Origin of the sequence: Polaribacter dokdonensis, from assembly GCF_024362345.1 — a bacterium.
GTDB lineage: Bacteria > Bacteroidota > Bacteroidia > Flavobacteriales > Flavobacteriaceae > Polaribacter > Polaribacter dokdonensis.
In genome coordinates, this window is record NZ_CP101505.1 from 300,168 (window position 1) to 322,900 (window position 22,733).

Sequence of the window (22,733 nt, forward strand, 5' to 3'; positions counted from 1 at the left end):
AATTCTTGATATTAACTTTTCTTTCTAATTCTTAGATTAAGCATTTCTACACCTAGCGAAAATGCGATTGCAAAGTACAAATATCCTTTAGGAATAGCACCTACAGTTTTGTTAAAAAATTCTGTATGAGATAAATGAGCTCCTTCTGTAATTAGCATAAAACCAATTAAAATTAAGAAAGATAAAGCCAACATTTGAATAGTAGGATTTCTATTTACAAATTTATTAATAGGTTGTGCAAATAACATCATAATCACAATAGAAATAATTACAGCAATAACCATAATTGTTAAAGCTCCATTTACACCATTAGTCATACCAACAGCAGTTAAAATACTATCGAAAGAGAAAACAATATCAATTAATATAATTTGAATGATAACACTTCTAAAAGAGATTATTTTTGGTGATTTAATAACTTGCTCTTCATTCGTGTTTTCCATTTTCTGACGAATTTCATTGGTACTTTTGTACAGCAGAAAAATTCCTCCTAAAAATAGAATTAAACTTTGTCCAGTTAAACCTGTCTTAAACCATCCAGCATCAATAGTCCAAAAAGGATCTTTTAAAGCAATTAAGTAAGAAACACTAAATAACAGGGCTATTCTTGTAATCATGGCCAAAGCCAAACCTAGTAAAGTTGCTTTTCTAACCTGATTTTCTGGTAGTTTATTTGCTGAGATAGAAATAAATATAATATTATCTATACCTAAAATAATTTCTAGAAACGTTAGTGTAAGTAGTGAAACCCAGGTTTCTGCTTGTAAAAATATCTCCATTTACTTTACTTTATAAATTGTACCCTTTTTGGTAAATTTAGAAAAACCAATTTTTACAGTAAAATCATAAGAATCTTCATTGATTTTATTAATCTGAATATACATAGGATCTTCCTGTAAACTATTTTTTGGATTGATGTATTTTAGTGTGTAAAAGAAATTGTTTTTCCACTTAATAGATAAAGTATCTATGTTATCTCCATACTTACTTATCTGTATACTATCTTTTCTAATAATCGTTTCCTTTACAAAATTATCTCCAGCAGGAATTTCAAATATACCTTCTTTAAACTTGTTTGAATTGTCTTCAAACTCAGATTTACAAGATGTTAAAATTAAGATTCCAAAAAGAAGATAAATGATATTTTTCATTAGATTCCTGTGTAATTTGATGGTGTAATTGCTTTTAATTCTGTTTTAATATCGTCAGAAACTTCTAGGGTATCAATAAAATTAGCAATTGAATTTTGATTAATTTTTTCGTTAGTTCTTGTCAATCCTTTTAATGCTTCATAAGGATTAGGATAAGCTTCTCTTCTTAAAATAGTTTGAATAGCTTCTGCGACTACAGCCCAATTATTTTCTAAATCTTGCTCAAACTTTTCTTTGTTTAGCAATAATTTATTCAATCCTTTTAAAGTAGAAGTAAATGCAATAATGGTATGCCCAAAAGGTACACCAACATTTCTTAAAACAGTACTGTCTGTTAAATCACGTTGTAAACGAGAAATAGGCAATTTTGCAGATAAGTGTTCAAAAATGGCATTTGCAATACCTAAATTTCCTTCAGAATTTTCAAAATCAATAGGATTTACTTTATGAGGCATTGCAGAAGAACCAACTTCTCCTTTTTTAATTTTTTGTTTAAAATAATCCATAGAAACATAGGTCCAAAAATCTCTGTCTAAATCTATGATTATAGTATTTATACGTTTTATAGTATCAAAAAGCGCAGCTAAATGATCATAATGTTCTATTTGTGTTGTAGGAAAAGAGTGCTGTAAACCTAACTTTTCTTGTACAAAATCTGTTCCAAATTGTTTCCAATCTGTAGCAGGATATGCAACTTTATGGGCGTTAAAATTACCAGTTGCTCCACCAAACTTGGCAGCACTTGGTATGTCATTCAATAAATTAAATTGCTCTTTTAAACGCACTACAAAAACATCTATTTCTTTACCTAATCTTGTAGGCGATGCAGGCTGACCATGAGTTCTTGCCAACATAGAAATATCTTTCCACTCAATAACCAACTCCTCTAATTTTTCTAAAACCTCAAAATAATGAGGTACAAAAACATCATTCATTGCTTCCTTTATTGATAAAGGAATAGCAGTATTATTAATGTCTTGAGAAGTTAATCCAAAATGAATAAACTCTTTGTATTGTTGCAGGTTTAAAGCATCAAATTGTTCTTTAATAAAATACTCTACAGCCTTAACATCATGATTGGTTACTTTTTCTATATCTTTAATTTTCTGAGCATCATCTGCAGTAAAATCAGTATAGATCTTACGTAAATCTGCAAACAAATCTGTATTAAAGTCTTCTAATTGTGCTAAAGGAATTTCGCACAAAGCAATAAAATATTCAATTTCTACACGAACTCTATATTTTATTAAAGCTTCTTCAGAAAAATAGTTAGAAAGTTTAGATATTTTATTTCTGTAACGACCATCAATAGGAGAGATGGCATTTAATTGAGTCAAGTTCATTTTGTTGTGTTATTAAATGCAAAAATAAGGATTTAATGAGATTTACTATCTAGATTTTTCATGTTTTTCTATCAAATTTAAAATGTGTTTTCCTCTTGCTTTTGTGCCCTTACTTTCATGAATAATTTTACTTTCTATGAGGTGTTTTAATTCAGGATGCACCCAATCCTGTTCTAAACCAAATAAATACAAAGTGTTCATGGTATAAGCTCTAACAGCAATTTTTTGTGGTGTAATTAACCAATCAAATCCTGTTTCTAATATTGCTTGAATATGTTCCTCTGTCAAATGATGTTTAATTTTATTATCATTTTTAGAATAATATGCATTTGCAATATGTTCACAAATTTTAGCACAAGGTCTAATTGCGCTATCTAAGGTTAAATATTTAATGTTCTGAGTAAAAAAGGGTAGCTGAGGAATTATCAAATTTAAGTTATGATGTGTACAAATCCATTCTAATACCCAAGCAGCTTTTACAGAAATGGGTTGGTTTACTTGAAAGGTAACCTGAACAAGAGGTTCAAACAAATCTTGGTTAGCAAGAACAATATTAGCTACCCTTTGTCTGTTTTCTCTTGCAGCATTCCCTAAGTTTTGCAGTTCTTCTGTAATTTTTAGAATGCTCATTTTAAATTGAAAATTATATATTTACTCTAAATAGAAAATTCATGCTAAAGATAAAAAGACTTGGTATTGTAATCGTATTTTTCTCTTGCTTTTTTTTAGGTAAAACTTCGTTTGCTCAAAAAATAAATCAGTTTGATGCCAATAAGAAACGAACTGGAGTTTGGAAAAAGTATTATCCAAACAAAAGAATACGTTATCAAGGTCAGTTTAAAGAGGGTAAAGAAATAGGTGTTTTTAAATATTATGACATTTCTGATTCAAGATACCCAATCATTATTAAAAAATTTAATGAAGAGAACGATTCTGTTGCAGTTTCTTTTTACAGTATTTCAGGTAAAAAGCAAAGTGAAGGAATTTTTATCAATAAGAAAAGAGTAGGTAAATGGGTGTATTATTTTGATAAAGAGAATATAATGTCTACCGAATTTTATGTTGATGGAAAATTAAATGGAAAAGTCATTAATTATTACCCTAATGGAAAACCGACTGAAATCACTAATTATAAAATGGGTTTAAAAGAGGGTTTATCTCAGAAATTTTCAAGTGCAGGAATTTTGATTGAAGAAGTAAATTACAAGAATGATAAAGAAAATGGTGTAGCCAAGTATTTTGAATTGAATGGTAATTTAAAAGAAACAGGCGTTTATAAAAACGGAAAAAGAATAGGAGAGTGGGAATTTTATTTGGATGGTGAAATTTCAGACAAGAAAGAATTGGAGAAAGAAAACAAATATAAAAAAGGTAACAATTAAATTATGAAATCAATTTATCGATCGCTTTTAGTGTCTTTTGTAGTACTAATATCTTGTTCAAAAAGTAAAAAACAATCTAATGAAAACAATATTGATGGCTTATGGAAGGTAACTAAGGTAAACATTGGAGAGCAAGAAATGACGCCTATTGCAAGATGGATGAAATTTAATGCAGATTCTACACAAACTTCAGGTAATGGTTGGTTGCAACATTCTATAGGAACTTGGTCTTTTAATTCTGATAAAAACTTGTTGCAAGTAGAAAATACAAATGGAGTGCAAGATGAATTTAATGATCCTTTTAAGGTGAATTTTTCTCGTGATAACATGATCTGGCAAAGAAAAGAAGGCGAATTTGATGTAACTGTAACCCTAGAGAAGATTAATAAATTACCAACATCGCCAGCAAATGAGTTATATGGTTTATGGAAGTTTGATACCATAACTGAGGAGGGTAAAGAGGTTTCTGAAACATTAAATTCTAATCAAAAAGCAATGTTGTTTTTAAGGTGGGACAATACCTATGTATTGCACAATTATCCAGAAGGTGAAAAATATGGAATGTTTAAAACTCATGGGCATAGACCCCAAATAGACATGGTTAGTTATAGTAAAGTGCCTGAATTTAAGTTCTACACCTTTCAACTAAATAATGATAAATTAGAATTAACATCAACCAATTCTAATGCTAAAATTACCTTAACTAGAATACATCAATTTATACAATAGATACATCAATTCTTTCAATTTCTTATTCCTAATCAAAAGCGTAACTTTGCATCCTCAAAAATAAAAAATGAAACGAGTAGTTGTTGGTCTTTCTGGTGGAGTAGATTCTAGTGTAACAGCACATTTGCTTAAAGAACAAGGATATGAAGTTATTGGTCTTTTTATGAAAAATTGGCACGATGATTCTGTAACCATTTCTAATGAATGTCCTTGGTTAGAAGATAGTAATGATGCCATGATTGTAGCAGAGAAACTAGGAATACCTTTTCAAGTAGTAGATTTAAGTGAGCAGTACAAAGAACGTATTGTAGATTACATGTTTGCTGAATATGAGAAAGGTAGAACTCCAAACCCAGATGTACTTTGTAACAGAGAAATTAAGTTTGATGTCTTCATGGATATTGCCTTAAAGTTGGGCGCAGATTATGTAGCAACAGGTCATTATTGTAGAAAAGGTGAGGAAGTTATTGATGGTAAACCTGTTTATAAATTATTAGCAGGTAAAGACAATAATAAAGATCAGTCTTATTTTTTATGTCAATTGTCCCAACAACAATTAGCAAAAGCTTTATTTCCTATTGGTGAACTTACAAAACCAGAGGTAAGAGAAATTGCAAAAGAAGCAGATTTAATTACTGCAGAAAAGAAAGATTCTCAAGGGTTATGTTTTATTGGTAAAGTACGTTTGCCAGAATTTTTACAACAAAAACTACAGCCAAAAAAAGGGGATATAGTTACAATCCCTGCTGATTACTTAGAGTACGTAAAAGAACAACCACAGTTTGAAACTAAAGAAGAGCAGCTAAAACACTTATCAACCAAATTTGTATACCATAAAACCCATGGTAAAATTGTGGGTTCACATCAAGGAGCACATTATTTTACAAAAGGACAACGTAAAGGTTTAAATGTTGGTGGTACAAAAGAAGCATTGTATGTAATTGAAACTGATGTTGTAGATAATGTAATTTATACAGGAGAAGGTAAACAACACAAAGGTTTGTATAGAAATGTATTGTTTGTTGCTAATGATGAAATACATTGGATTCGTGAAGATTTAACCTTAAAATCTGGTGAAACCATGCACGTTGATGCACGAATAAGATACAGACAAGCATTAGAAAAAGCTACTTTATACAAAGTAGATTCAGGGTTGTATGTTGAATTTGAAAACAAACAATCTGCCATTCAAGAAGGGCAATTTGTAGCTTGGTATAAAAATGAAGAGTTGTTAGGTTCTGGAGTAATTTCGTAGATTTATAAAAATCTTGTGGTGAAAAAATCTTGCTTAATTATTTTTTTGTTTTTCTCTTTCTTAGGTTTCTCACAAAATGAAGAAATTACTACGTTTTATGACTCAAAAGGTAATATCACTAAAGATCCATTACAAACAAGAATCATACAAAAATTGACGAAAGAGAACGATTCGCTTTGGTTATTTAGACGCTTTAGAAGGAATAATCAATTGGCTGTTTATTGGTATTCTAAAACTAAAGATTCTAAAAATAAGATTGGTCAAATGGTTACTTACGATATCAATGATAGTATTTCAAGGATATTATACTATAATGAAAAAGGATTGAAAAACGGAAAGTTTTCTTCTTGGTTTGATAATCGTAATAAGAATTTTGAAGGAAGATATATTAATGGGAAAAGAGAAGGTCTTTGGAGACGTTATTATTACTCAGGGGAATTAGCAGCAAAAGCTTTATTTAAGAATGATTCATTATTGAGTGAAAGATTTTATGAAAAAAACGGAGAAGAGAAAAAAATAAATAAAAATTGTTGCAACAGTAAACCAGAGTTTAAAGGTGGAATAAAGAAATATAGAAAAATTGTTCAAAAATTTGTAAAGGGTTTAAATTATAACATCAAAGGTTCTATTACAGTTGATTATACAATTGGTGTAGATGGCAAACTAAGAAACGTAAGAATTTATGATGTTTTGCCTCTTGAATTAAAAAATAAAATAATTGATTTCTTTAGTAAAATAAATGGATGGCAACCAGGTTTTTCGGGTGGAAGAGAGGTGCCTATTCAAAACTCATTTACAGTATATTTTAAATAATTATGACAAATAAAATCACACAGCTTTTTAATATACAATATCCAATTATCCAAGGTGGAATGATTTGGGTTTCTGGTTGGAAACTAGCTTCTGCAGTTTCAAATGCAGGAGGTTTAGGTTTAATTGGTGCTGGTTCTATGTATCCAGAAGTATTAAGAGAACACATTCAGAAATGTAAAAAAGAAACAGATAAACCTTTTGGGGTTAACGTTCCTATGTTGTATCCTCAAATAGAGGAAATCATGAAAATTATTATTGAAGAAGGTGTAAAAATTGTTTTTACTTCTGCAGGTAATCCAAAAACATGGACAGCACATTTAAAATCTAAAGGAATTACAGTAGTTCATGTTGTAAGTTCTGTAAAGTTTGCTTTAAAAGCACAAGCAGCAGGTGTAGATGCTGTTGTTTGTGAAGGTTTTGAGGCTGGAGGTCATAATGGACGTGAAGAAACTACCACTTTTACCTTAATACCCATGGTTAAAGAACAAGTAGAAATTCCTGTAATTGCAGCAGGTGGCATTGGTTCAGGAAGAGGAATGTTAGCAGCTATGGTACTAGGAGCAGATGCTGTTCAAATAGGCAGTAGGTTTGCAGCTACTAAAGAATCTTCTGCCCACAATAACTTTAAAGAAACCATTGTAAACGTTAAAGACGGTGATACACATTTAACTTTAAAGGAATTGGCTCCTGTTCGTTTGGTAAAAAATAAATTTTATCAAGAAGTGCAAGAGTTATATCAGCAAAAACCAACTATTGAAGATTTAAAAGAATTGTTAGGCAGAGCTAGAGCAAAAAAAGGAATGTTTGAAGGCGATTTAGAGAATGGAGAGCTAGAAATTGGTCAAATTGCAGGTTTAATACATGAAATAAAACCTGCAAAACAGGTCTTAAAGGATATAATAGTAGAATTTGAAAAAGTTAAAATTTCTTTGAGTAAGCTTTAACTTTTTTATTAAACTTTTTACTTTTTTTATTTAATTAAATTATTTTGGTAATCATTAGTAACGTTAGATAAAAAAAAATATTTATTTTTATTTTTAATTAATTAATCAACTAATGAAGCATACTTACTTTATCTTATGTCTAGTTTTACTTATGGGCTGTAAAAAAACAGATAATACCCTTATTAAAAAGGAAACCATAATTGAAAAAAAATCAGGAGAACAATATAGACCTGCATATCATTTTACCCCTGAGAAAAATTGGATGAATGATCCAAATGGATTAGTTTATTTTGAAGGAGAATATCATCTTTTTTATCAATATTATCCAGATGATAATATTTGGGGACCAATGCATTGGGGGCATGCAATTTCTAAAGATATGGTTCATTGGAAAAGACTTCCAATTGCTTTATTTCCAGACAAATTAGGTTATATTTTTAGTGGAAGTGCTGTTATTGATTGGAATAATACAACAGGTTTTGGTACAAAAGAAAAACCAGCAATGGTTGCTATATATACCTATCATGATATGGCTGGTGAAAAATCTGGAAAAATTAAATATCAAACACAAGCTATTGCCTATAGTTTAGATAAAGGTAGAACTTGGGTTAAGTATGAAAAAAATCCTGTTCTAGAAAATCCAGGTATAAAAGATTTTAGAGATCCAAAAGTTTTCTGGCATCAAGAAAGTAATAAGTGGATTATGAGTTTAGCAGTTCACGATCAAATTAATTTTTATAGCTCTAAAAATTTAAAAGAATGGGTTTTAGAGAGTGAGTTTGGTAAAAACATTGGTTCTCATGGAGGTATTTGGGAATGTCCAGATTTATTTCCAATAAAAGATTCATATGGTAATACAAAGTGGGTACTTCTAGTAAGTTTGAACCCTAATGGCCCTCAAGGAGGTTCAGCTACACAATATTTTATTGGAGATTTTAATGGTAGTGTATTTACTTCAGACGATACAAAAATAAGATGGTTAGATTATGGAGCAGATAATTATGCAGGTGTAACATTTAGTGATATACCCAAAGATGATGGAAGAAGAATTTTAATTGGTTGGATGAGCAATTGGCAGTATTCTCAAGCAGTACCTACTTACTCTTGGAGAAGTGCTATGACCTTACCTAGAGAATTATTATTAAGTAAAAATAATAATGAGTACTATATACAATCTAAACCTATAGATGAAATAAAAAATATCCTAACAAAATCAGAATTAATTACTTCTAAAATTCATACTGTAAAAACATCATCTTATTTAATTGAAATAAATAAAGAAATTCAAGATTTTAAAATTAACCTCCAAAATTCTACAGGAGATATTTTTAAAATAGAAACTAAAAATGGAATTTTAATTACAGATAGAACAAAAACAGGAGATAATTCTTTTAGTGAAGAATTTGGTGCTGTTCATAAAAGTATGGAATTAGAAAAAATTTTTAATGTAAAGATTTTTGTAGATAATTCTTCTGTAGAAATATTCTTGAACAATGGTGAATTGGTAATGACAGAATTAATATTTCCAACAAATCCACTTACAGAAATTTATGTAAATGAAGCAATAAAAGACTACAAATTAACTCCAATAAAACCAATTTGGAAAACAAATTAAACTGTAAGAATGAATTCGAAAAAAATAATTTATTGGTCCATAACTGTTGCACTAGCAGGTTTTTTGTTTGGTTTTGATACTATCGTAATTAGTGGTGCAGAACAAGATATTCAAAAACTTTGGGGAACGTATACCCTTTTTGGTAGAAATGATTTATTTCATGGTATTGTAGTTGTAGGTTCTGCTTTATGGGGTACTGTTTTTGGTGCTATCTTTGGAGCTATTCCAAATGATAGGTTAGGAAGAAAGAAAACTTTAATAATTATAGGAATTTTATATACCTTTTCTGCAATTGGTTCCTCATTATCAACAGATCCTTGGTTATTTGCAATATTTAGATTTATTGGAGGTATAGGTGTTGGAGCATCAACAATAGCTGCACCCGCATTTATTTCAGAAATTGCTCCTAAAGAAAAAAGAGGAAGACTAGTAGCAACCTATCAATTTAATATCGTTTTTGGAATTTTAATCGCATTTGTTTCTAATGCACTATTCGCAAAATTTATTGATGTAGATGCATGGAGATGGATGATTGGTATTGAGGCTTTACCAGCATTTATTTATACTATTTTGGTTTTTACAGTACCAGAAAGTCCAAGATGGTTGTTATCTAAAAAAAATGATGTAGAAAGAGCTAAAGAAATATTTAGAAGTTTATATAAAAAAGAGGATGATGTAGAAGCGCAAGTTAAAATGATTTTAGATTCTCAAGAAAACGTAAATACAACAGAACGTCTTTTTAATAAGAAATATTCAATTCCTTTATCACTAGCATTTTTTATTGCTTTTTTTAATCAATTTAGTGGTATTAATGCAATTTTATATTATGCAAATAGAATTTTTGAAGAAGCAGGTTTAGCAGAACAAGCTAGCGATTTAAGCTCAATAGGTTTAGGAGTTACAAATTTTATATTTACTTTGCTTGGTATGTTCTTAATAGACAAATTAGGAAGAAAACAATTACTTTATATTGGCTCATTTGGTTATATAATATCACTAAGTATAGTTTCTCTATGTTTTTATAATAATTGGTCTGGTATGATAGTTCCAACCTCATTATTCTTATTTATTGCTTCACATGCAATAGGACAAGGAGCAGTTATTTGGGTTTTTATGTCAGAAATTTTCCCAAACCATATGAGATCTTCTGGACAAGCTTTCACTAGTTCTGTTCATTGGATTTTAGCAGCAATAATACCTTCACTAGTACCTATTTTATTTAATTTGATAGGAGCAGCAGTTGTATTTGCCATTTTTGCAATAATGATGATTTTACAATTGATTTGGGTAAGGTTTTATGTTCCAGAAACAAAAGGAAAATCTTTAGAGGAATTATCTGCATCTTTAACTAAGAAATAGTATGTTAAAAATATTTTGTTTTGGTGAAATTCTTTGGGATGTTTTTGCTACACATAAAAAAATTGGAGGAGCACCATTAAATGTTGCTCTGCGTTTACAATCTCTAAAAAATAAAGTATCAATAATAAGTAGTGTTGGTAAAGATATAGAAGGAGAAGAGTTAATTAATTTTATAAAAGAACACAATGTAAATGTAGATTTTATTCAAATTAATGAAAAATATAAAACAGGTAATGTTCAAGTAACCTTAGATAAATTTGGGAGTGCAACATATGATATTCAATACCCAAGTTCTTGGGATTTTATCGAATTTAATAATGAATTAGTAAATTCAATAGAAACTTCAGATGCATTTATTTTTGGGAGTTTAATAACTAGAAATAAAGTGTCTAAAGAAACATTATATCATTTGATTAAAAGTTCTAAGTACTCGATTTTTGATGTTAATTTAAGGGCACCACATTATACTAAAGATATTTTAATTGATTTGTTACATAAAAGTGATTTTGTAAAGTTTAATGATGATGAACTCTTAGAAATCAGTAATTTTTTAGGTTCTAGATTAAAGTCAATTGAAAAGAATATTGAATTTATAGCAGAAAAAACAAACACAAGTCATATTTGTGTAACTAGAGGTAGTAATGGTGCAATATTGTATTATAATAAAAAGTTTTATTCAAATTCTGGATATTCAGTAAGCGTTAAAGATACAGTTGGGGCTGGAGATTCTTTTTTAGCTACCTTAATAAATTTTCTTTTAAAGAAAGAACCACCACAAAAAGCAATCGATATTGCATGTGCAATGGGTGCCTTAGTAGCTAAAAATGAAGGTGCTAATCCAAAAATTACACAAGAAGAAATATTTAATTTAATGAAAACTTCTTACTAATTTGTTTAAATAAATTAGAATTAAATAAAAGAATATCAATATTTTACATAGAAATTGAAATAATGGCATTATCTTTGCAACTTACATAAACGTTGCTAGGAATTAATTTAGCAGCACATAATTTTTTTATAATGAATAAAGGTACCGTAAAATTTTTCAATGAGTCTAAAGGATTTGGATTTATCACTGAAGAAGGATCAAACAAAGAACATTTTGTACACGTGTCAGGATTAGTTGACGAAATTCGTGAAAACGATGAAGTTGAATTCGACTTACAAGATGGAAGAAAAGGATTAAACGCAGTAAACGTAAGAGTATTATAATATATATTTATTACTAGTTAAATTTTTATCTAAAAGCCTCGCAATTTGCGAGGCTTTTTTTATTTTAGTTTTTCAATAGTTATTATGATTGACGGTCGAAAAAGAAAAAACATTAAAATAGGATTATTTGTAGAAATTGTACAAAAACCCCATCAAAGATCAGGTGAACTTACAGAAGGTGAAGTTGCCAAAATTCTTACCAAATCTGTACAACATCCTCATGGAATTAAAGTTCAGTTAAAATCTGGTTTGGTGGGTAGAGTTAAAAATGTATTGGAGTAACCTTATCTAATAGGTATTTTTATTTGGTACAGTTTTCTGCTTTTATTGTTTAAGTGATTCTCTCTTAACCAAGGATTGTACTTCTTAAACTCTTTGTAGTTTAATCCGTAATTTTTAGCAAAAGTGGCAATATTTGTAATTGCAGTATCTACCTCTATTTCTTTGGTTTTTTCTAAGGTATATAAATCGCTTTCAGCAAAAACAAAACCGTATTTTCTAGGGTTACTAATTACTTCTTTTAAAGCTAAAATTCTAAAAATATAACGTTCAGTTTCATCTGGTAATAAAGCATCATAGTAATTGTCTACTTCCTGAGTTTCTAATCTACTAGCCACTCCATAATTCCCTGCATTGTAAGCTGCTGCTGCTAATGTCCAAGAACCTAATTTTTCTTTAGATTTTTTTAAATACTCAGCTGCAACCTTTGTAGATTTTTCTATGTTATAGCGTTCATCAACATTTTTATTGATTTCCAGTCCATATTCTTTTCCAGTAGTTTTCATAAAATGCCACATTCCTGCTGCACCAACAGAAGAAGTTTCATCAATTAAGCCACTTTCTGCTAAAGCCAAAAATTTAAAATCATCAGGTAAACCGTATTTTTTTAATAAAGGTTCTAGGATAGGAAAGTATTGATTAGCCCTTTTTATTAATAGTAAACCATTTGATTGCCAATAAGTATTTACAAGTAACTCTCTGTCCATTCGTTCTTTAACATCAGGAATTTCAATAGGTACTCTTTCACCTGCTAAATTTAAATTTGCTGGTAATTGCAATGCTTGAATCTTATAGTTTTTATGGGTGTTAGTAATAGATTGCACTTCGTTCTCATGAATGGCATTCATGAAAAATATAGTTATTAAAACAACACCAACTAAGGTTAAAAGGCGAAATGATTTTTTCATGCGAAATTGTAATTTTACTTTAAAAATAAAGAAAATATTGAGTCTAAGCAGTTAAATTTTCGTGAATTATTTGAGTAATTTCTTTGGCTTTAATTATTATCATAGAGTGATTACCATTCTCTATTCTAATACAGTTAGATATGCTCTTTATTGGAAAGATTTCATCTTTAGTACCATGAATATGTACAATATCTTTTATAACGTTTGTATGTTTCCAATTAATGGCATTATGTATAGACCATTTTATGTAAGTTTCACCCCTAACAGAAAGATATTTTTTATATAGTTTGGCTTTTTTTTCTAAAGTTTTACCAACAAAAAATTTAGAGTAATCTTCAAAATTGGTTACTATTTGTGTTGGGAATAATTTATAGATTTTGCTTTTACTTGCCAAAACAAATCTTTTTGGCAATTCTTCAGAAGATTTTATACTAGAAATAATAATTAATTTTTGAACGGGAATTAACTTGCTTATTTCCTGAACAATAATTCCGCCAAAAGAAACACCAACCAAAACAGGATTATCATGATTTATTTCTTTAGATAATCGTAAAGCGTAATTACTAATTTCTTCTTCTAGATCTAAAGGTTCTATCCAAGATAAATAATGACATTCGTATAGATTTGGGTCTAAAGCTAAGTTTTCGAATATTTCAGGACCAGCTGCTAAACCTGGCATAAAGTAAATAGGAATCTTAGCATTTACCATTTTTATACATTTACGGTTTCTGATACAAAATCAAAACGAACCAAACCATCTTCATCAATTTTGGTAAGTTGAATTGTATGTAAAGTATTTACTAACTCAGGATTCCAAGGTGTTTTTACTTTTACATAGTTTTCTGTAAATCCGTTTATATAGCCCTCTTTATTTTCATTTTCAAATAGTACAGTTAAGGTGTTTCCTAATTGAGATTCATAGAAAGCTCTTCTTTTTTTAGCTGATAAACCACGTAACATTTTACTACGTTTTGCTCTTGTTTTTTTAGGTACAACACCTTCAAAATCTACAGCTTCAGTATTTGGTCTTTCAGAATACGTAAATACATGTAAGTAAGAAATATCTAAATCATTTAAATAATTGTAGGTTTCTAGAAATAATTCCTCTGTTTCACCAGGAAAACCAACAATTACATCTACACCAATACAAGCATTTGGCATTACTTCTTTAATTCTATGAACTCTATTGGTATAAGTGTTCTTTAAATACCTACGTTTCATCTTTTTTAGTAACTCATCACTTCCAGATTGCAATGGAATATGAAAATGAGGAACAAAAGAGTTTGATTTAGAGACGAAATCTATAGTTTCATCCTTTAGTAAATTGGGTTCTATAGAAGATATTCGTAAACGATGAATGCCATCTACTTGATCTAATTCTTTAACCAATTCTAAAAATGTATGTTCGTGCTTTTTATTGCCAAACTCACCTTTTCCATAATCTCCAATATTAACTCCTGTTAATACAATTTCTTTAATGCCTTTAGACGATATTTCTTTAGCATTTTCAATCACATTTTGCAAAGTATCGCTTCTAGATATTCCTCTAGCTAGAGGTATAGTACAATAGGTGCATTTATAATCGCAACCATCTTGAACCTTTAGAAAAGCACGAGTTCTATCACCTATAGAATAAGAGCCTACATAAAAATCGGCATCAACAATTTCACAAGAATGGACTTCACCTAAATCATTTTTACTTAAATCATTTAAATAACTAGTTACATTAAATTTTTCTGTTGCTCCTAAAACCAAATCTACACCATCTACAGCAGCCAATTCTTCTGGTTTTAATTGTGCATAACAACCAACAGCTATTAAATAAGCATTTTCGTTTTTCTTTAATGCGTTTTTTACAATAGATTTAAAACGCTTATCTGCATTGTCTGTTACAGAACATGTATTTATTACATAAATATCTGCAACATCCTCAAAATCAACTTTTTCAAAACCTTCATTTACAAAGTTTCTTGCAATTGTTGAGGTTTCAGAAAAATTTAATTTACACCCTAAGGTATAAAAAGCGACTTTTTTATCTGACATCATTCCTTTACTTTTATCGTTGGCAAATTTACAATAATATTTGATGATTTTTGAAACGCAAAGGTTACGAATCAGATTACTTACATTAAATGATTTAGATTCTTTTCATAAAATGCAGAGTAATCCTAAAGTAATGCAATATGCTGATGGTGAGGTTAATGATTTTATTGGGCATCAAAAAGAATTATTAAACCTAATTGATAAATACCAAATCACAAATAATGATTTTTGGATTTATGCAATTGATCATAAAATAGACGAAGTTTTTGTAGGTACTTTAGCCCTTGTAAAAGATAATGCAGATGACGAAATTGGGTATCGATTTTTAGAAGACTATTGGAACAAAGGTTATGGGTTAGAAGTGTGTAAAGGTGCTTTAGCCTATTGCAAAAAGATTGGAATGAAGCAATTAGTTGCTTATTGTGCAGATGAAAATAAAGCATCAATTAAAATTTTAGAAAAATTAAATTTTAAAGTTGTAGAAAGATTTAATACAGCTATTAATCAATTAACAGAAACAAAATATAAAATTCACTTATGATAGTAGATCATTTAAAACCTCCATATTATGCTGTAATTTTTACAACAATAATTAGCGATAATACAGAAGGTTATACAGCAACTTCTGCTAGAATTGAAGCCTTAGCAAAGCAGCAAGAGGGTTATTTAGGTTTAGAGTTTGCAAGAAATGAAATTGGAATTACAGTTTCTTACTGGAAAAGCTTAGAAGCTATCCAAAATTGGAAAAATAATATTGAACATACAGAAGCTAGAAATTTAGGAAGAGAAAAATGGTACAAACAGTATCAATTAAGAATTTGTAAAGTTGAACGTGAATATGGATTTAAGAGATAAATAATGTACGCACAAATTCAAAAAGTATTAGAAAAATTCATGGGTAAAGCCAGTATTTACAAATATGGTTTTAACCTATCACCAATGTATAGAAGATCTACAGGTAGAATTATAGCAGTTTCTGATGATTTGTATTCGGTTACAATTAAAATTAAATTAAGTTACAAAAACAGTAATTATGTTGGCTCTATCTTTGGAGGAAGTTTGTTTTCGGCAACTGACCCAATTTTTATGATTCAGCTTTTAAATATTTTGGATGATAATTATGTAGTTTGGGATAAATCTGCTTCTATAAAATTTAAAAGACCAGCAAGAGAAGCCTGCTATGTTGATTTTATTTTTACTAAAGATGAAATTGACAAAATAAAGACAGATGTTGCCAATCATAATGAGATTGACTTGGTAAAGCACATACAATTAACCAATAAGGATAAAAGCATTGTTTTTGCAGAAGTCTCTAAAACTGTATATATAGCTGATAAAAAGTATTACAAACAAAAACAGAAAAATAAAAAGCTTAAAAAGTCTACTTTATAATTTTACCAATTTATACGAGCTTGTATTGGGTAGTGATCTGAGTTTTTTTGTTTGAATGATGAAAATTGATTTACAATTGCATTTTCATCAACTAAAATAAAGTCGATTCTAAGTGGAAATGAATAGTTAAAAGTTTTTCCAAAACCATCACCAGCTTCTATAAAACCATCTTTTTTGTTGTTAGCAATTTGCTTGTATACCCAAGAATAAGCTGTGTTATTAAAATCGCCAGCAACTATTTTTTTGCCTTCCCAGTTTGCTTCATGTATTAAAAATTCTTCAGTTTGTTCTGCCTGTTTTTTAAACCCTGCTCTTAACCTTGCTAATAATTTCTCAGAATTTTCTTGGCCGAAATTTTCAGCTTTCGTGTTCAACTCTAAAGATTGCAAGTGTAAATTATAAATTCTTATTGTGTCTTTATCTTTTACGACATCTGCAAAAATAATATTGTTAGAAGTATCTGAGAGTTCCAAAGATCCTTTATTAATTATTTTATAATTTGAATAAATGGCCAAACCAATAGTCGAGTTTGGTTTTTTTAATTTGATGTATTTATAAGGATAATCGAATTTTGGACTATCTGTTTTATGAAATTCTTGCAACAGTAAAATATCTGGTTCTTTATCAGAAACAAAATTGCTTATTTTTTCAGGTATTTTATCATCTTCAATCCATTGCCAATGGTTAAACATTCTCACATTATAAGACATGATTTTTAAATCGCTGTTTAGAGAAGATTTACCTTCATCAAACTTATAAAGAGGAGTTGTAACAAAATAGCCCAAACCTAAAATGAGAGCAGAAAGTAAAAATTGCTTTTTTAGTTGAATTAACCAGTAAACAACAAATACTAGATTGATAAGCATTAAAATAGGAACCAATAAACTTAAAATGGCAAAGCTAGATAAAGTTCTAGGCGAAACCCAAGGTAATAAATAGGAGAGAAGCAGACCTGTTGCTAACAGAGAGTTAAGCAGGTAAATAATTTTATTTATGAATGATAATTTCTTCACGAAATGAGACCTACTTTTTTCCTTGTTTAAATAAAAATTCCTTTTCAGATTTGGTTAAAGTATCATAACCAGATTTACTAATTTTATCTAAAATAGCATCTACTTGTTTTTGTGTTAAATCTGTATTTTGGGTAGTTGTTGTTCGTTTGTTACTTTTAGATTTATGCACTGTTCTTAAAGGTTTCTCTTTCTTTTTAAACAGGTTTGAGAAAAAATCAAAAAGTTTAATTTCCTTGTTACTGGCTTGATTTACATATAAAAAGCCGAATAAAGCTCCACCTAAATGTGCAAAATGCCCACCAGCGTTAGTACCTATTAATCCAATGACATCTAATCCAATCCAAAAAGCAGCTAAATGCCATAGTTTTACAAAACCTATAAAACGTAATTTAATTTGGTAATTGGGTATATAAGTGGCTATACCTATAAAAATGGCAGATATTCCTGCAGAAGCACCTACTAAAACTGAGTTAGATCCTTCAAAAAGAGGAAAGTAATTCTGACTAAATAAATATAAAACACCTCCAAAGAAAGTACCTAAAAAGTAAAAAGTTAGTAGTTGTTTTTGAGTAAAATATTCTAAAAATAGGTTTCCAATAAAATAAAGTACAATTAAATTCATTAAAATGTGCAGAAAATCAGCATGTAAAAACCCATAAGAAATAATTGTCCATGGTTTTGTAAGTAACGAATTTATAGAATGGTCTAAAGAAAACCAGTTCACGATAAAATTTTGCTGATTGGCATATAAACCTTCAACTACATTTATTAAAAGTGTAACAGCAAAAACAGCAATATTTATGTAGATTAATTTCTCTACAATATTACCTTGTTTATATCTTACTCTTAAATTATCTAAAATGCTCATTAATTAATTTTAAACTGATTTCTTTTCCAATAGTATGCAATAATAAAGCCAATTAAAGCACCACCTATATGTGCAAAATGAGCAATATTACCTACAGAATATTTGGTCATCCCAAAAAACAAATCACCTAAAATCATAACAGGAATAAAATATTTTGCAGCAATTGGAACAGGAAAAAATATCAAGGCCAATTTTGCATTTTTAAAATATAATCCAAAAGCAACTAAAACTCCATAAACTGCTCCAGATGCACCAACAGCTGGTGTGTTATATAGGGCTGTAATTTTATTAAATTGTTCTTGTGATATTGCATTTATAACTCTTGCATCGTTAGGAGAGCCTGATTTTAAGATTGATAAAACCTCAGAATCACTTAAACCAGCATTAATAAACAACTCAAAAATTCCATTAAATTGATAATAGTTAACCAAAGTGTAAATTACACCTGCACCTAAACCTGCAGAAAAATAAAAAAACAGAAATTTTTTCTTACCCCACATTTGTTCTAAAGGTGTACCAAATGCCCATAAACCATACATGTTAAACAAAATATGAGCAAAACTACCATGCATAAAAAGATGCGTTACATACTGCCAAAAGCCAAAATTTTCGTTCTTAGGAAAATGTAAAGCCAACATATTTGTAAAATCTAATTGTAATAATTGTGGAGCAACAAATACAATTACATTGATTATAATTAGGTGTTTTATGGCATCTGTAAGTCTATTCATACTTAGCTATTAAATAAATGATCTATTTCATTTAAAGTTAATGTTTTAAATGTAGATTTTCCAAAAGGAGAAATACTAGGTTCTTTACAAGAAAACAAATTATTTACTAAACTTTCTTGTTCTTTTTCTGCTAATTGAGTACCTGTTTTAATAGATAATGTTTTTGCAAAAGATTTAGCCATAATATCAAAATGGCTAAAACTAGTGTCTGGCACTTCTAAATTCATGTCATTTAATAATTCTTCTAGAATTATAGTTATTTTACTTTCAGTTACAGAAACAGGTATCCCTTTAATAGTTACACTATCTTTTGTAAATTCATCAAAAGAAAAACCAGCATTTTCTAATTCTGATTTAATAGTATAAATCATTTCTATTTCTGCTGATGAGAAAGAAATCTTTACAGGAAACAATAATTGTTGACTATTGGCTTCCTTAACTGTAATGCTTTCTAAAAACTCTTCATACAAAATACGTTGATGAGCCAAAGATTGATGAATTAAAACCACACCAGATTTTATTAAACTCATTACGTATTTACGTTGAATTTGAAATGTTTTCTGGGTTTTAACTTCTTGCTGATCTGTAAATAATTCATCCTGTTTTTGCTCATCTGCAATAGATACAGAAGAGTATAAAGTTTCCCAATTTTGAGATTTTTGTTCTCTTTGATAAGGAAAATGAATTTCTTTCTGTTTTATTTCATTAAAAGGGTTAAAATCTGGATCAACCGTAATTTTTGGGGTGCTACTTTTTAAAGTACTTTTATTTTGATGATAAGATGTATCTAAATTAGCATCTCTATTAAAATCTAATACAGGTGCTACATTATATTGCCCTAAACTATGTTTTACAGTAGCTCTTAACATGGCATATAATGCCTTCTCATTATCGAACTTTATTTCTGTTTTTGTGGGATGAATATTTATATCAATGGTGTTTGCAGGTACTTTTAAATATAAAAAATAAGAAGGATGTGAACCTTGCTCTAATAAACCATCAAAAGCATTTACAACTGCATGATTTAGGTAAGAACTTTTTATAAAACGATCATTCACAAAAAAGAATTGTTCACCTCTTTTGCGTTTAGAAAATTCAGGCTTAGCTACAAAACCTTCAATATCTAAAATATCTGTCTGCTCATTTATTGGTACTAATTTTTCATTCATTTTAGAACCAAAGACAGCTACAATTCGTTGTCTTAAATTACTGCTTTTTAAATGATAAACCTCATTGTTGTTATGATGTAATAAAAAAGCAATGTTTGGGTGTGCCAAAGCAACTCTTTGAAACTCATCTATAATATGCCTTGTTTCTACTGTATCTGATTTTAGGAAATTTCTACGAGCTGGAATATTATAAAATAAATTTTTAACGGCAATACTTGCACCTTTACCTGTAGAAATAAAATCTTGAGAAATAATGGTGCTACCTTCTATTTTAAGACAAGTACCCAATTCTTCATTTTCTTGTTTAGTTTTTAGTTCTACATGCGCAATTGCTGCAATAGAGGCCAAAGCTTCTCCTCTAAACCCTTTGGTACACAAATTAAATAAATCTTCTGCCTTTTGAATTTTAGAAGTAGCATGCCTTTCAAAACACATTCTTGCGTCTGTAGCACTCATTCCTTTACCATCGTCAATAACTTGAATTAGTGTTTTACCAGCGTCTTTTAAAAGTAATTTAATACTGGTTGCACCTGCATCTATAGCGTTTTCTAAAAGTTCTTTTACTACAGAAGCAGGTCTTTGCACTACTTCTCCTGCAGCAATTTGGTTCGCTACATGATCTGGTAAAAGTTGAATGATGTCTGACATTATTTTGATAAGAATATAGATAAATCAAAATCGATGATATACAAAAAACCAAAAACTAAAATTAAAATGATGTAAATAATAGTTTTGTTTGTGCCTTGGTCTGATGTTTTTAAATCATTAATGGCATCTGTAAACTTCGATTTAATTCCTTTGTTTTTACCTGTGGTAGTTCTAAACTTATCTAACTTATGCTCAATTTTAAAAGGGCTTCCTTCACCTTTATAATATCGAGGTTGATAATCAAATTTCTTATTTGTTCTTTTTAAAAATCCCATAGTTTCTAGTAAAAATTGATGTTCAATTACTTAGAAAAAGCAATTATTATACCAATTTAAAGGATTTCAAATTTAAAGAATTTAAAGGAATACATCAAGTATTGATGTTAAAACCTTTCTTAAAATATAAGATTAGAAATGCATTTAAAACCCAATGCTTTCTGAGCTGCGATCTGAATTTTTAATGGCTGCCATTTTTATAGCTGCAACTGCACATTCAATACCTTTATTACCTAATTTACCTCCAGATCTATCTAGAGATTGTTGTTTGGTATTGTCTGTTAGAACACAAAAGATAACAGGTACATCATATTTTACATTTAAATCTATAATTCCTTGAGTCACGCCTTCACAAACAAAATCAAAGTGTTTTGTTTCTCCTTGAATTACATTACCAACTGCAATTATTGCATCTAGTTTTTCAGCTTGAATCATTTTTTTACATCCGTAAACTAATTCAAAACTTCCAGGTACATCCCAAGAAACAATATTGTTCTTAGAAGCACCACAATCTAATAGGGTTTCAATTGCTCCGTTTTTTAAGTTCTGTGTAATCTCAGGATTCCATTCTGAAACAACAATCCCAAATCGAAAATTCTTCGCATTTGGGATTGTAGCTTTATCGTAATAAGATAAATTGGTTGTAGCCATATTTATAGTTTTCAGTCTTTAGTTTTCAATATTTAGTAAGCAGAGAACTGCAAACTAAAAGAGATACTACCTACTAATTTTTTGCATATTTTGCTGCATTGATAAATTTATCAATGTCTTTACCTTGGTCTGAAGTTGGATATTTTTCTTTAATTATAGAAAACATATTTTCAGCTTTATCAAAATCCTTTAACAACATTGCAGTTTGTGCGCTTTTGTATAAAAATAGAGGTGTAGTAAATTCATTACTTTCTACATTTGCAGCTTTTTCATAGTATTCTAAAGCGTCTTCTTGCTGATCAATATCAGAAAAAGCATCTCCAATAGCACCTAAAGAAACTGCATTTAAAACAGCATTGTCAGAATTGAATTTACTTAAATATTCAATTGCTTTGTCATATTGTTTCATTTGTAAATAAGAAACACCTGCATAATAGTTTGCTAAGTTTCCTGCATCTGTACCACTATAAGCATCAGCAACATCTAAAAAACCATAGTTACCATCTGCACCTTCTAAACCTAAGTTTAATAAAGAATCGATACCTGAACCAGCAGTTGCTGCTTCATCAAAATATTTTCTTGGAAAAGCCAACTCATTAGAAGCCTCCAATTCATTAGGTTCTACAATGTATTTGTTATAACCTAAGAAAGCTAAAAACACAACCACAACTGCAATTAAAGCACCAAATAAAACTTTACTGTTTTTTTCTATCCATTGCTCAGATTTGGATGCAGTCTCATCTAAAGTGTTAAACACTTCAGCAGTTGTGCTGTCCATTTCTTCTGCTTGTTGTTCAGCTTTTTTACCTTCTGGTTTGTATTTTTTCTTGTATGTTGCCATATTTCCTTAAAAATTAGTGGCGACAAAAATAGTTTTTTTAATTGGATTTTAAAAGAGGTTATTTCGCAAAATTTTCAATAATTTGCAGACGTTTTTTAATATCATTTTTTCT

The 22,733-nt window shown here is 29.3% G+C and carries 27 protein-coding genes; 13 read left to right on the forward strand and 14 right to left on the reverse strand.

Annotation, left to right across the window (positions count from 1 at the left end; translation table 11 throughout):
• Positions 1 to 11: 11 nt before the first annotated feature.
• From LPB302_RS01365 to LPB302_RS01380, 4 genes are read right to left on the reverse strand one after another with little or no spacing between them, the layout of a single operon-like run.
• Positions 12 to 779 (reverse strand): TerC family protein, encoded by a 768-nt coding sequence (locus LPB302_RS01365; protein WP_053974557.1) that lies wholly within the window; start codon positions 777 to 779, stop codon positions 12 to 14.
• A complete protein-coding gene (locus LPB302_RS01370; RefSeq protein ID WP_053974558.1) occupies positions 780 to 1,151 on the reverse strand; it encodes a hypothetical protein in 372 nt (123 codons plus the stop codon).
• Entirely contained in the window at positions 1,151 to 2,494 is a 1,344-nt protein-coding gene (gene purB / locus LPB302_RS01375) for an adenylosuccinate lyase (protein ID WP_053974559.1), read from the reverse strand. Before purB ends, LPB302_RS01370 begins: the two co-directional genes overlap by 1 nt.
• A 45-nt stretch (positions 2,495 to 2,539) precedes the next feature.
• Positions 2,540 to 3,124 carry a hypothetical protein gene (locus LPB302_RS01380; RefSeq protein ID WP_053974560.1) on the reverse strand — a complete coding sequence of 195 codons (585 nt, stop codon included), beginning with the start codon at positions 3,122 to 3,124 and terminating at the stop codon, positions 2,540 to 2,542.
• A 41-nt stretch (positions 3,125 to 3,165) separates the two neighbouring features.
• On the opposite strand from LPB302_RS01380, the gene LPB302_RS01385 reads away from it, so the two are divergent.
• The 10 genes from LPB302_RS01385 (at position 3,166) to LPB302_RS01430 (ending at position 12,085) form a co-directional block, all read left to right on the forward strand.
• Entirely contained in the window at positions 3,166 to 3,876 is a 711-nt protein-coding gene (locus LPB302_RS01385; RefSeq protein ID WP_053974561.1) for a toxin-antitoxin system YwqK family antitoxin, read from the forward strand.
• 3 nt (positions 3,877 to 3,879) lie between these two features.
• A complete protein-coding gene (locus LPB302_RS01390; protein WP_143032716.1) occupies positions 3,880 to 4,605 on the forward strand; it encodes a hypothetical protein in 726 nt (241 codons plus the stop codon).
• A gap of 67 nt (positions 4,606 to 4,672) precedes the next feature.
• Positions 4,673 to 5,860 carry a tRNA 2-thiouridine(34) synthase MnmA gene (gene mnmA, locus LPB302_RS01395; protein WP_053974563.1) on the forward strand — a complete coding sequence of 396 codons (1,188 nt, stop codon included), beginning with the start codon at positions 4,673 to 4,675 and terminating at the stop codon, positions 5,858 to 5,860.
• 18 nt (positions 5,861 to 5,878) lie between these two features.
• Positions 5,879 to 6,673, forward strand: a complete 795-nt coding sequence (locus LPB302_RS01400) for a toxin-antitoxin system YwqK family antitoxin (RefSeq protein ID WP_053974564.1) — start codon at positions 5,879 to 5,881, stop codon at positions 6,671 to 6,673.
• A 2-nt stretch (positions 6,674 to 6,675) separates the two neighbouring features.
• The gene (locus LPB302_RS01405; RefSeq protein ID WP_053974565.1) at positions 6,676 to 7,617 is read left to right on the forward strand and encodes an NAD(P)H-dependent flavin oxidoreductase; all 942 of its coding nucleotides are present in this window, start codon (positions 6,676 to 6,678) and stop codon (positions 7,615 to 7,617) included.
• Between the two features lie 151 nt (positions 7,618 to 7,768).
• Positions 7,769 to 9,232: a glycoside hydrolase family 32 protein gene (locus tag LPB302_RS01410; RefSeq protein ID WP_231658727.1), complete on the forward strand. Its 1,464-nt coding sequence runs from the start codon at positions 7,769 to 7,771 to the stop codon at positions 9,230 to 9,232.
• A gap of 9 nt (positions 9,233 to 9,241) precedes the next feature.
• Positions 9,242 to 10,591, forward strand: coding sequence for a sugar porter family MFS transporter (locus LPB302_RS01415; RefSeq protein ID WP_053974567.1), 1,350 nt, complete (start codon positions 9,242 to 9,244; stop codon positions 10,589 to 10,591).
• 1 nt (position 10,592) lies between these two features.
• On the forward strand, positions 10,593 to 11,480 hold the full coding sequence (locus LPB302_RS01420) for a carbohydrate kinase family protein (protein ID WP_053974568.1): 888 nt from the start codon (positions 10,593 to 10,595) through the stop codon (positions 11,478 to 11,480).
• Between the two features lie 131 nt (positions 11,481 to 11,611).
• The gene (locus tag LPB302_RS01425; RefSeq protein WP_053975342.1) at positions 11,612 to 11,803 is read left to right on the forward strand and encodes a cold-shock protein; all 192 of its coding nucleotides are present in this window, start codon (positions 11,612 to 11,614) and stop codon (positions 11,801 to 11,803) included.
• An 84-nt stretch (positions 11,804 to 11,887) separates the two neighbouring features.
• Positions 11,888 to 12,085 carry a YwbE family protein gene (locus LPB302_RS01430; RefSeq protein WP_053974569.1) on the forward strand — a complete coding sequence of 66 codons (198 nt, stop codon included), beginning with the start codon at positions 11,888 to 11,890 and terminating at the stop codon, positions 12,083 to 12,085.
• A 2-nt stretch (positions 12,086 to 12,087) separates the two neighbouring features.
• Here the strand turns inward: LPB302_RS01430 and LPB302_RS01435 are convergent, their stop codons facing one another.
• From LPB302_RS01435 to mtaB, 3 genes are read right to left on the reverse strand one after another with little or no spacing between them, the layout of a single operon-like run.
• Positions 12,088 to 12,990, reverse strand: a complete 903-nt coding sequence (locus tag LPB302_RS01435; protein WP_053974570.1) for a lytic transglycosylase domain-containing protein — start codon at positions 12,988 to 12,990, stop codon at positions 12,088 to 12,090.
• A 43-nt stretch (positions 12,991 to 13,033) separates the two neighbouring features.
• On the reverse strand, positions 13,034 to 13,699 hold the full coding sequence (locus LPB302_RS01440) for an alpha/beta hydrolase (RefSeq protein WP_053974571.1): 666 nt from the start codon (positions 13,697 to 13,699) through the stop codon (positions 13,034 to 13,036).
• A gap of 2 nt (positions 13,700 to 13,701) precedes the next feature.
• Positions 13,702 to 15,036 (reverse strand): tRNA (N(6)-L-threonylcarbamoyladenosine(37)-C(2))-methylthiotransferase MtaB, encoded by a 1,335-nt coding sequence (gene mtaB, locus LPB302_RS01445; RefSeq protein ID WP_053974572.1) that lies wholly within the window; start codon positions 15,034 to 15,036, stop codon positions 13,702 to 13,704.
• Between the two features lie 40 nt (positions 15,037 to 15,076).
• Between mtaB and LPB302_RS01450 the strand changes: the two genes are divergently transcribed.
• The 3 genes from LPB302_RS01450 to LPB302_RS01460 are packed head-to-tail and all read left to right on the forward strand — an operon-like array spanning position 15,077 to position 16,425.
• Positions 15,077 to 15,574: a GNAT family N-acetyltransferase gene (locus LPB302_RS01450; protein WP_053974573.1), complete on the forward strand. Its 498-nt coding sequence runs from the start codon at positions 15,077 to 15,079 to the stop codon at positions 15,572 to 15,574.
• Complete coding sequence (locus LPB302_RS01455) at positions 15,571 to 15,888, forward strand: antibiotic biosynthesis monooxygenase family protein (protein ID WP_053974574.1); 318 nt, start codon at positions 15,571 to 15,573, stop codon at positions 15,886 to 15,888. Before LPB302_RS01450 ends, LPB302_RS01455 begins: the two co-directional genes overlap by 4 nt.
• Before the next feature lie 3 nt (positions 15,889 to 15,891).
• Positions 15,892 to 16,425 carry a PaaI family thioesterase gene (locus LPB302_RS01460; RefSeq protein ID WP_053974575.1) on the forward strand — a complete coding sequence of 178 codons (534 nt, stop codon included), beginning with the start codon at positions 15,892 to 15,894 and terminating at the stop codon, positions 16,423 to 16,425.
• Positions 16,426 to 16,427: 2 nt separating this feature from the next.
• Here the strand turns inward: LPB302_RS01460 and LPB302_RS01465 are convergent, their stop codons facing one another.
• From LPB302_RS01465 to LPB302_RS01495, 7 genes are all read right to left on the reverse strand, one after another.
• Positions 16,428 to 17,438, reverse strand: coding sequence for an endonuclease/exonuclease/phosphatase family protein (locus tag LPB302_RS01465; RefSeq protein WP_053974576.1), 1,011 nt, complete (start codon positions 17,436 to 17,438; stop codon positions 16,428 to 16,430).
• 10 nt (positions 17,439 to 17,448) lie between these two features.
• Positions 17,449 to 18,306 carry a rhomboid family protein gene (locus LPB302_RS01470; protein WP_053974577.1) on the reverse strand — a complete coding sequence of 286 codons (858 nt, stop codon included), beginning with the start codon at positions 18,304 to 18,306 and terminating at the stop codon, positions 17,449 to 17,451.
• Entirely contained in the window at positions 18,306 to 19,037 is a 732-nt protein-coding gene (locus tag LPB302_RS01475; protein ID WP_053974578.1) for a rhomboid family intramembrane serine protease, read from the reverse strand. Before LPB302_RS01475 ends, LPB302_RS01470 begins: the two co-directional genes overlap by 1 nt.
• Before the next feature lie 2 nt (positions 19,038 to 19,039).
• Entirely contained in the window at positions 19,040 to 20,854 is a 1,815-nt protein-coding gene (gene mutL / locus LPB302_RS01480; protein WP_053974579.1) for a DNA mismatch repair endonuclease MutL, read from the reverse strand.
• A complete protein-coding gene (locus LPB302_RS01485) occupies positions 20,854 to 21,129 on the reverse strand; it encodes a hypothetical protein (RefSeq protein ID WP_053974580.1) in 276 nt (91 codons plus the stop codon). Before LPB302_RS01485 ends, mutL begins: the two co-directional genes overlap by 1 nt.
• 144 nt (positions 21,130 to 21,273) lie before the next feature.
• Positions 21,274 to 21,780 (reverse strand): 6,7-dimethyl-8-ribityllumazine synthase, encoded by a 507-nt coding sequence (gene ribH / locus LPB302_RS01490; protein WP_053974581.1) that lies wholly within the window; start codon positions 21,778 to 21,780, stop codon positions 21,274 to 21,276.
• A 73-nt stretch (positions 21,781 to 21,853) separates the two neighbouring features.
• Complete coding sequence (locus LPB302_RS01495) at positions 21,854 to 22,621, reverse strand: tetratricopeptide repeat protein (RefSeq protein WP_053974582.1); 768 nt, start codon at positions 22,619 to 22,621, stop codon at positions 21,854 to 21,856.
• Between the last annotated feature and the right edge of the window lie 112 nt (positions 22,622 to 22,733).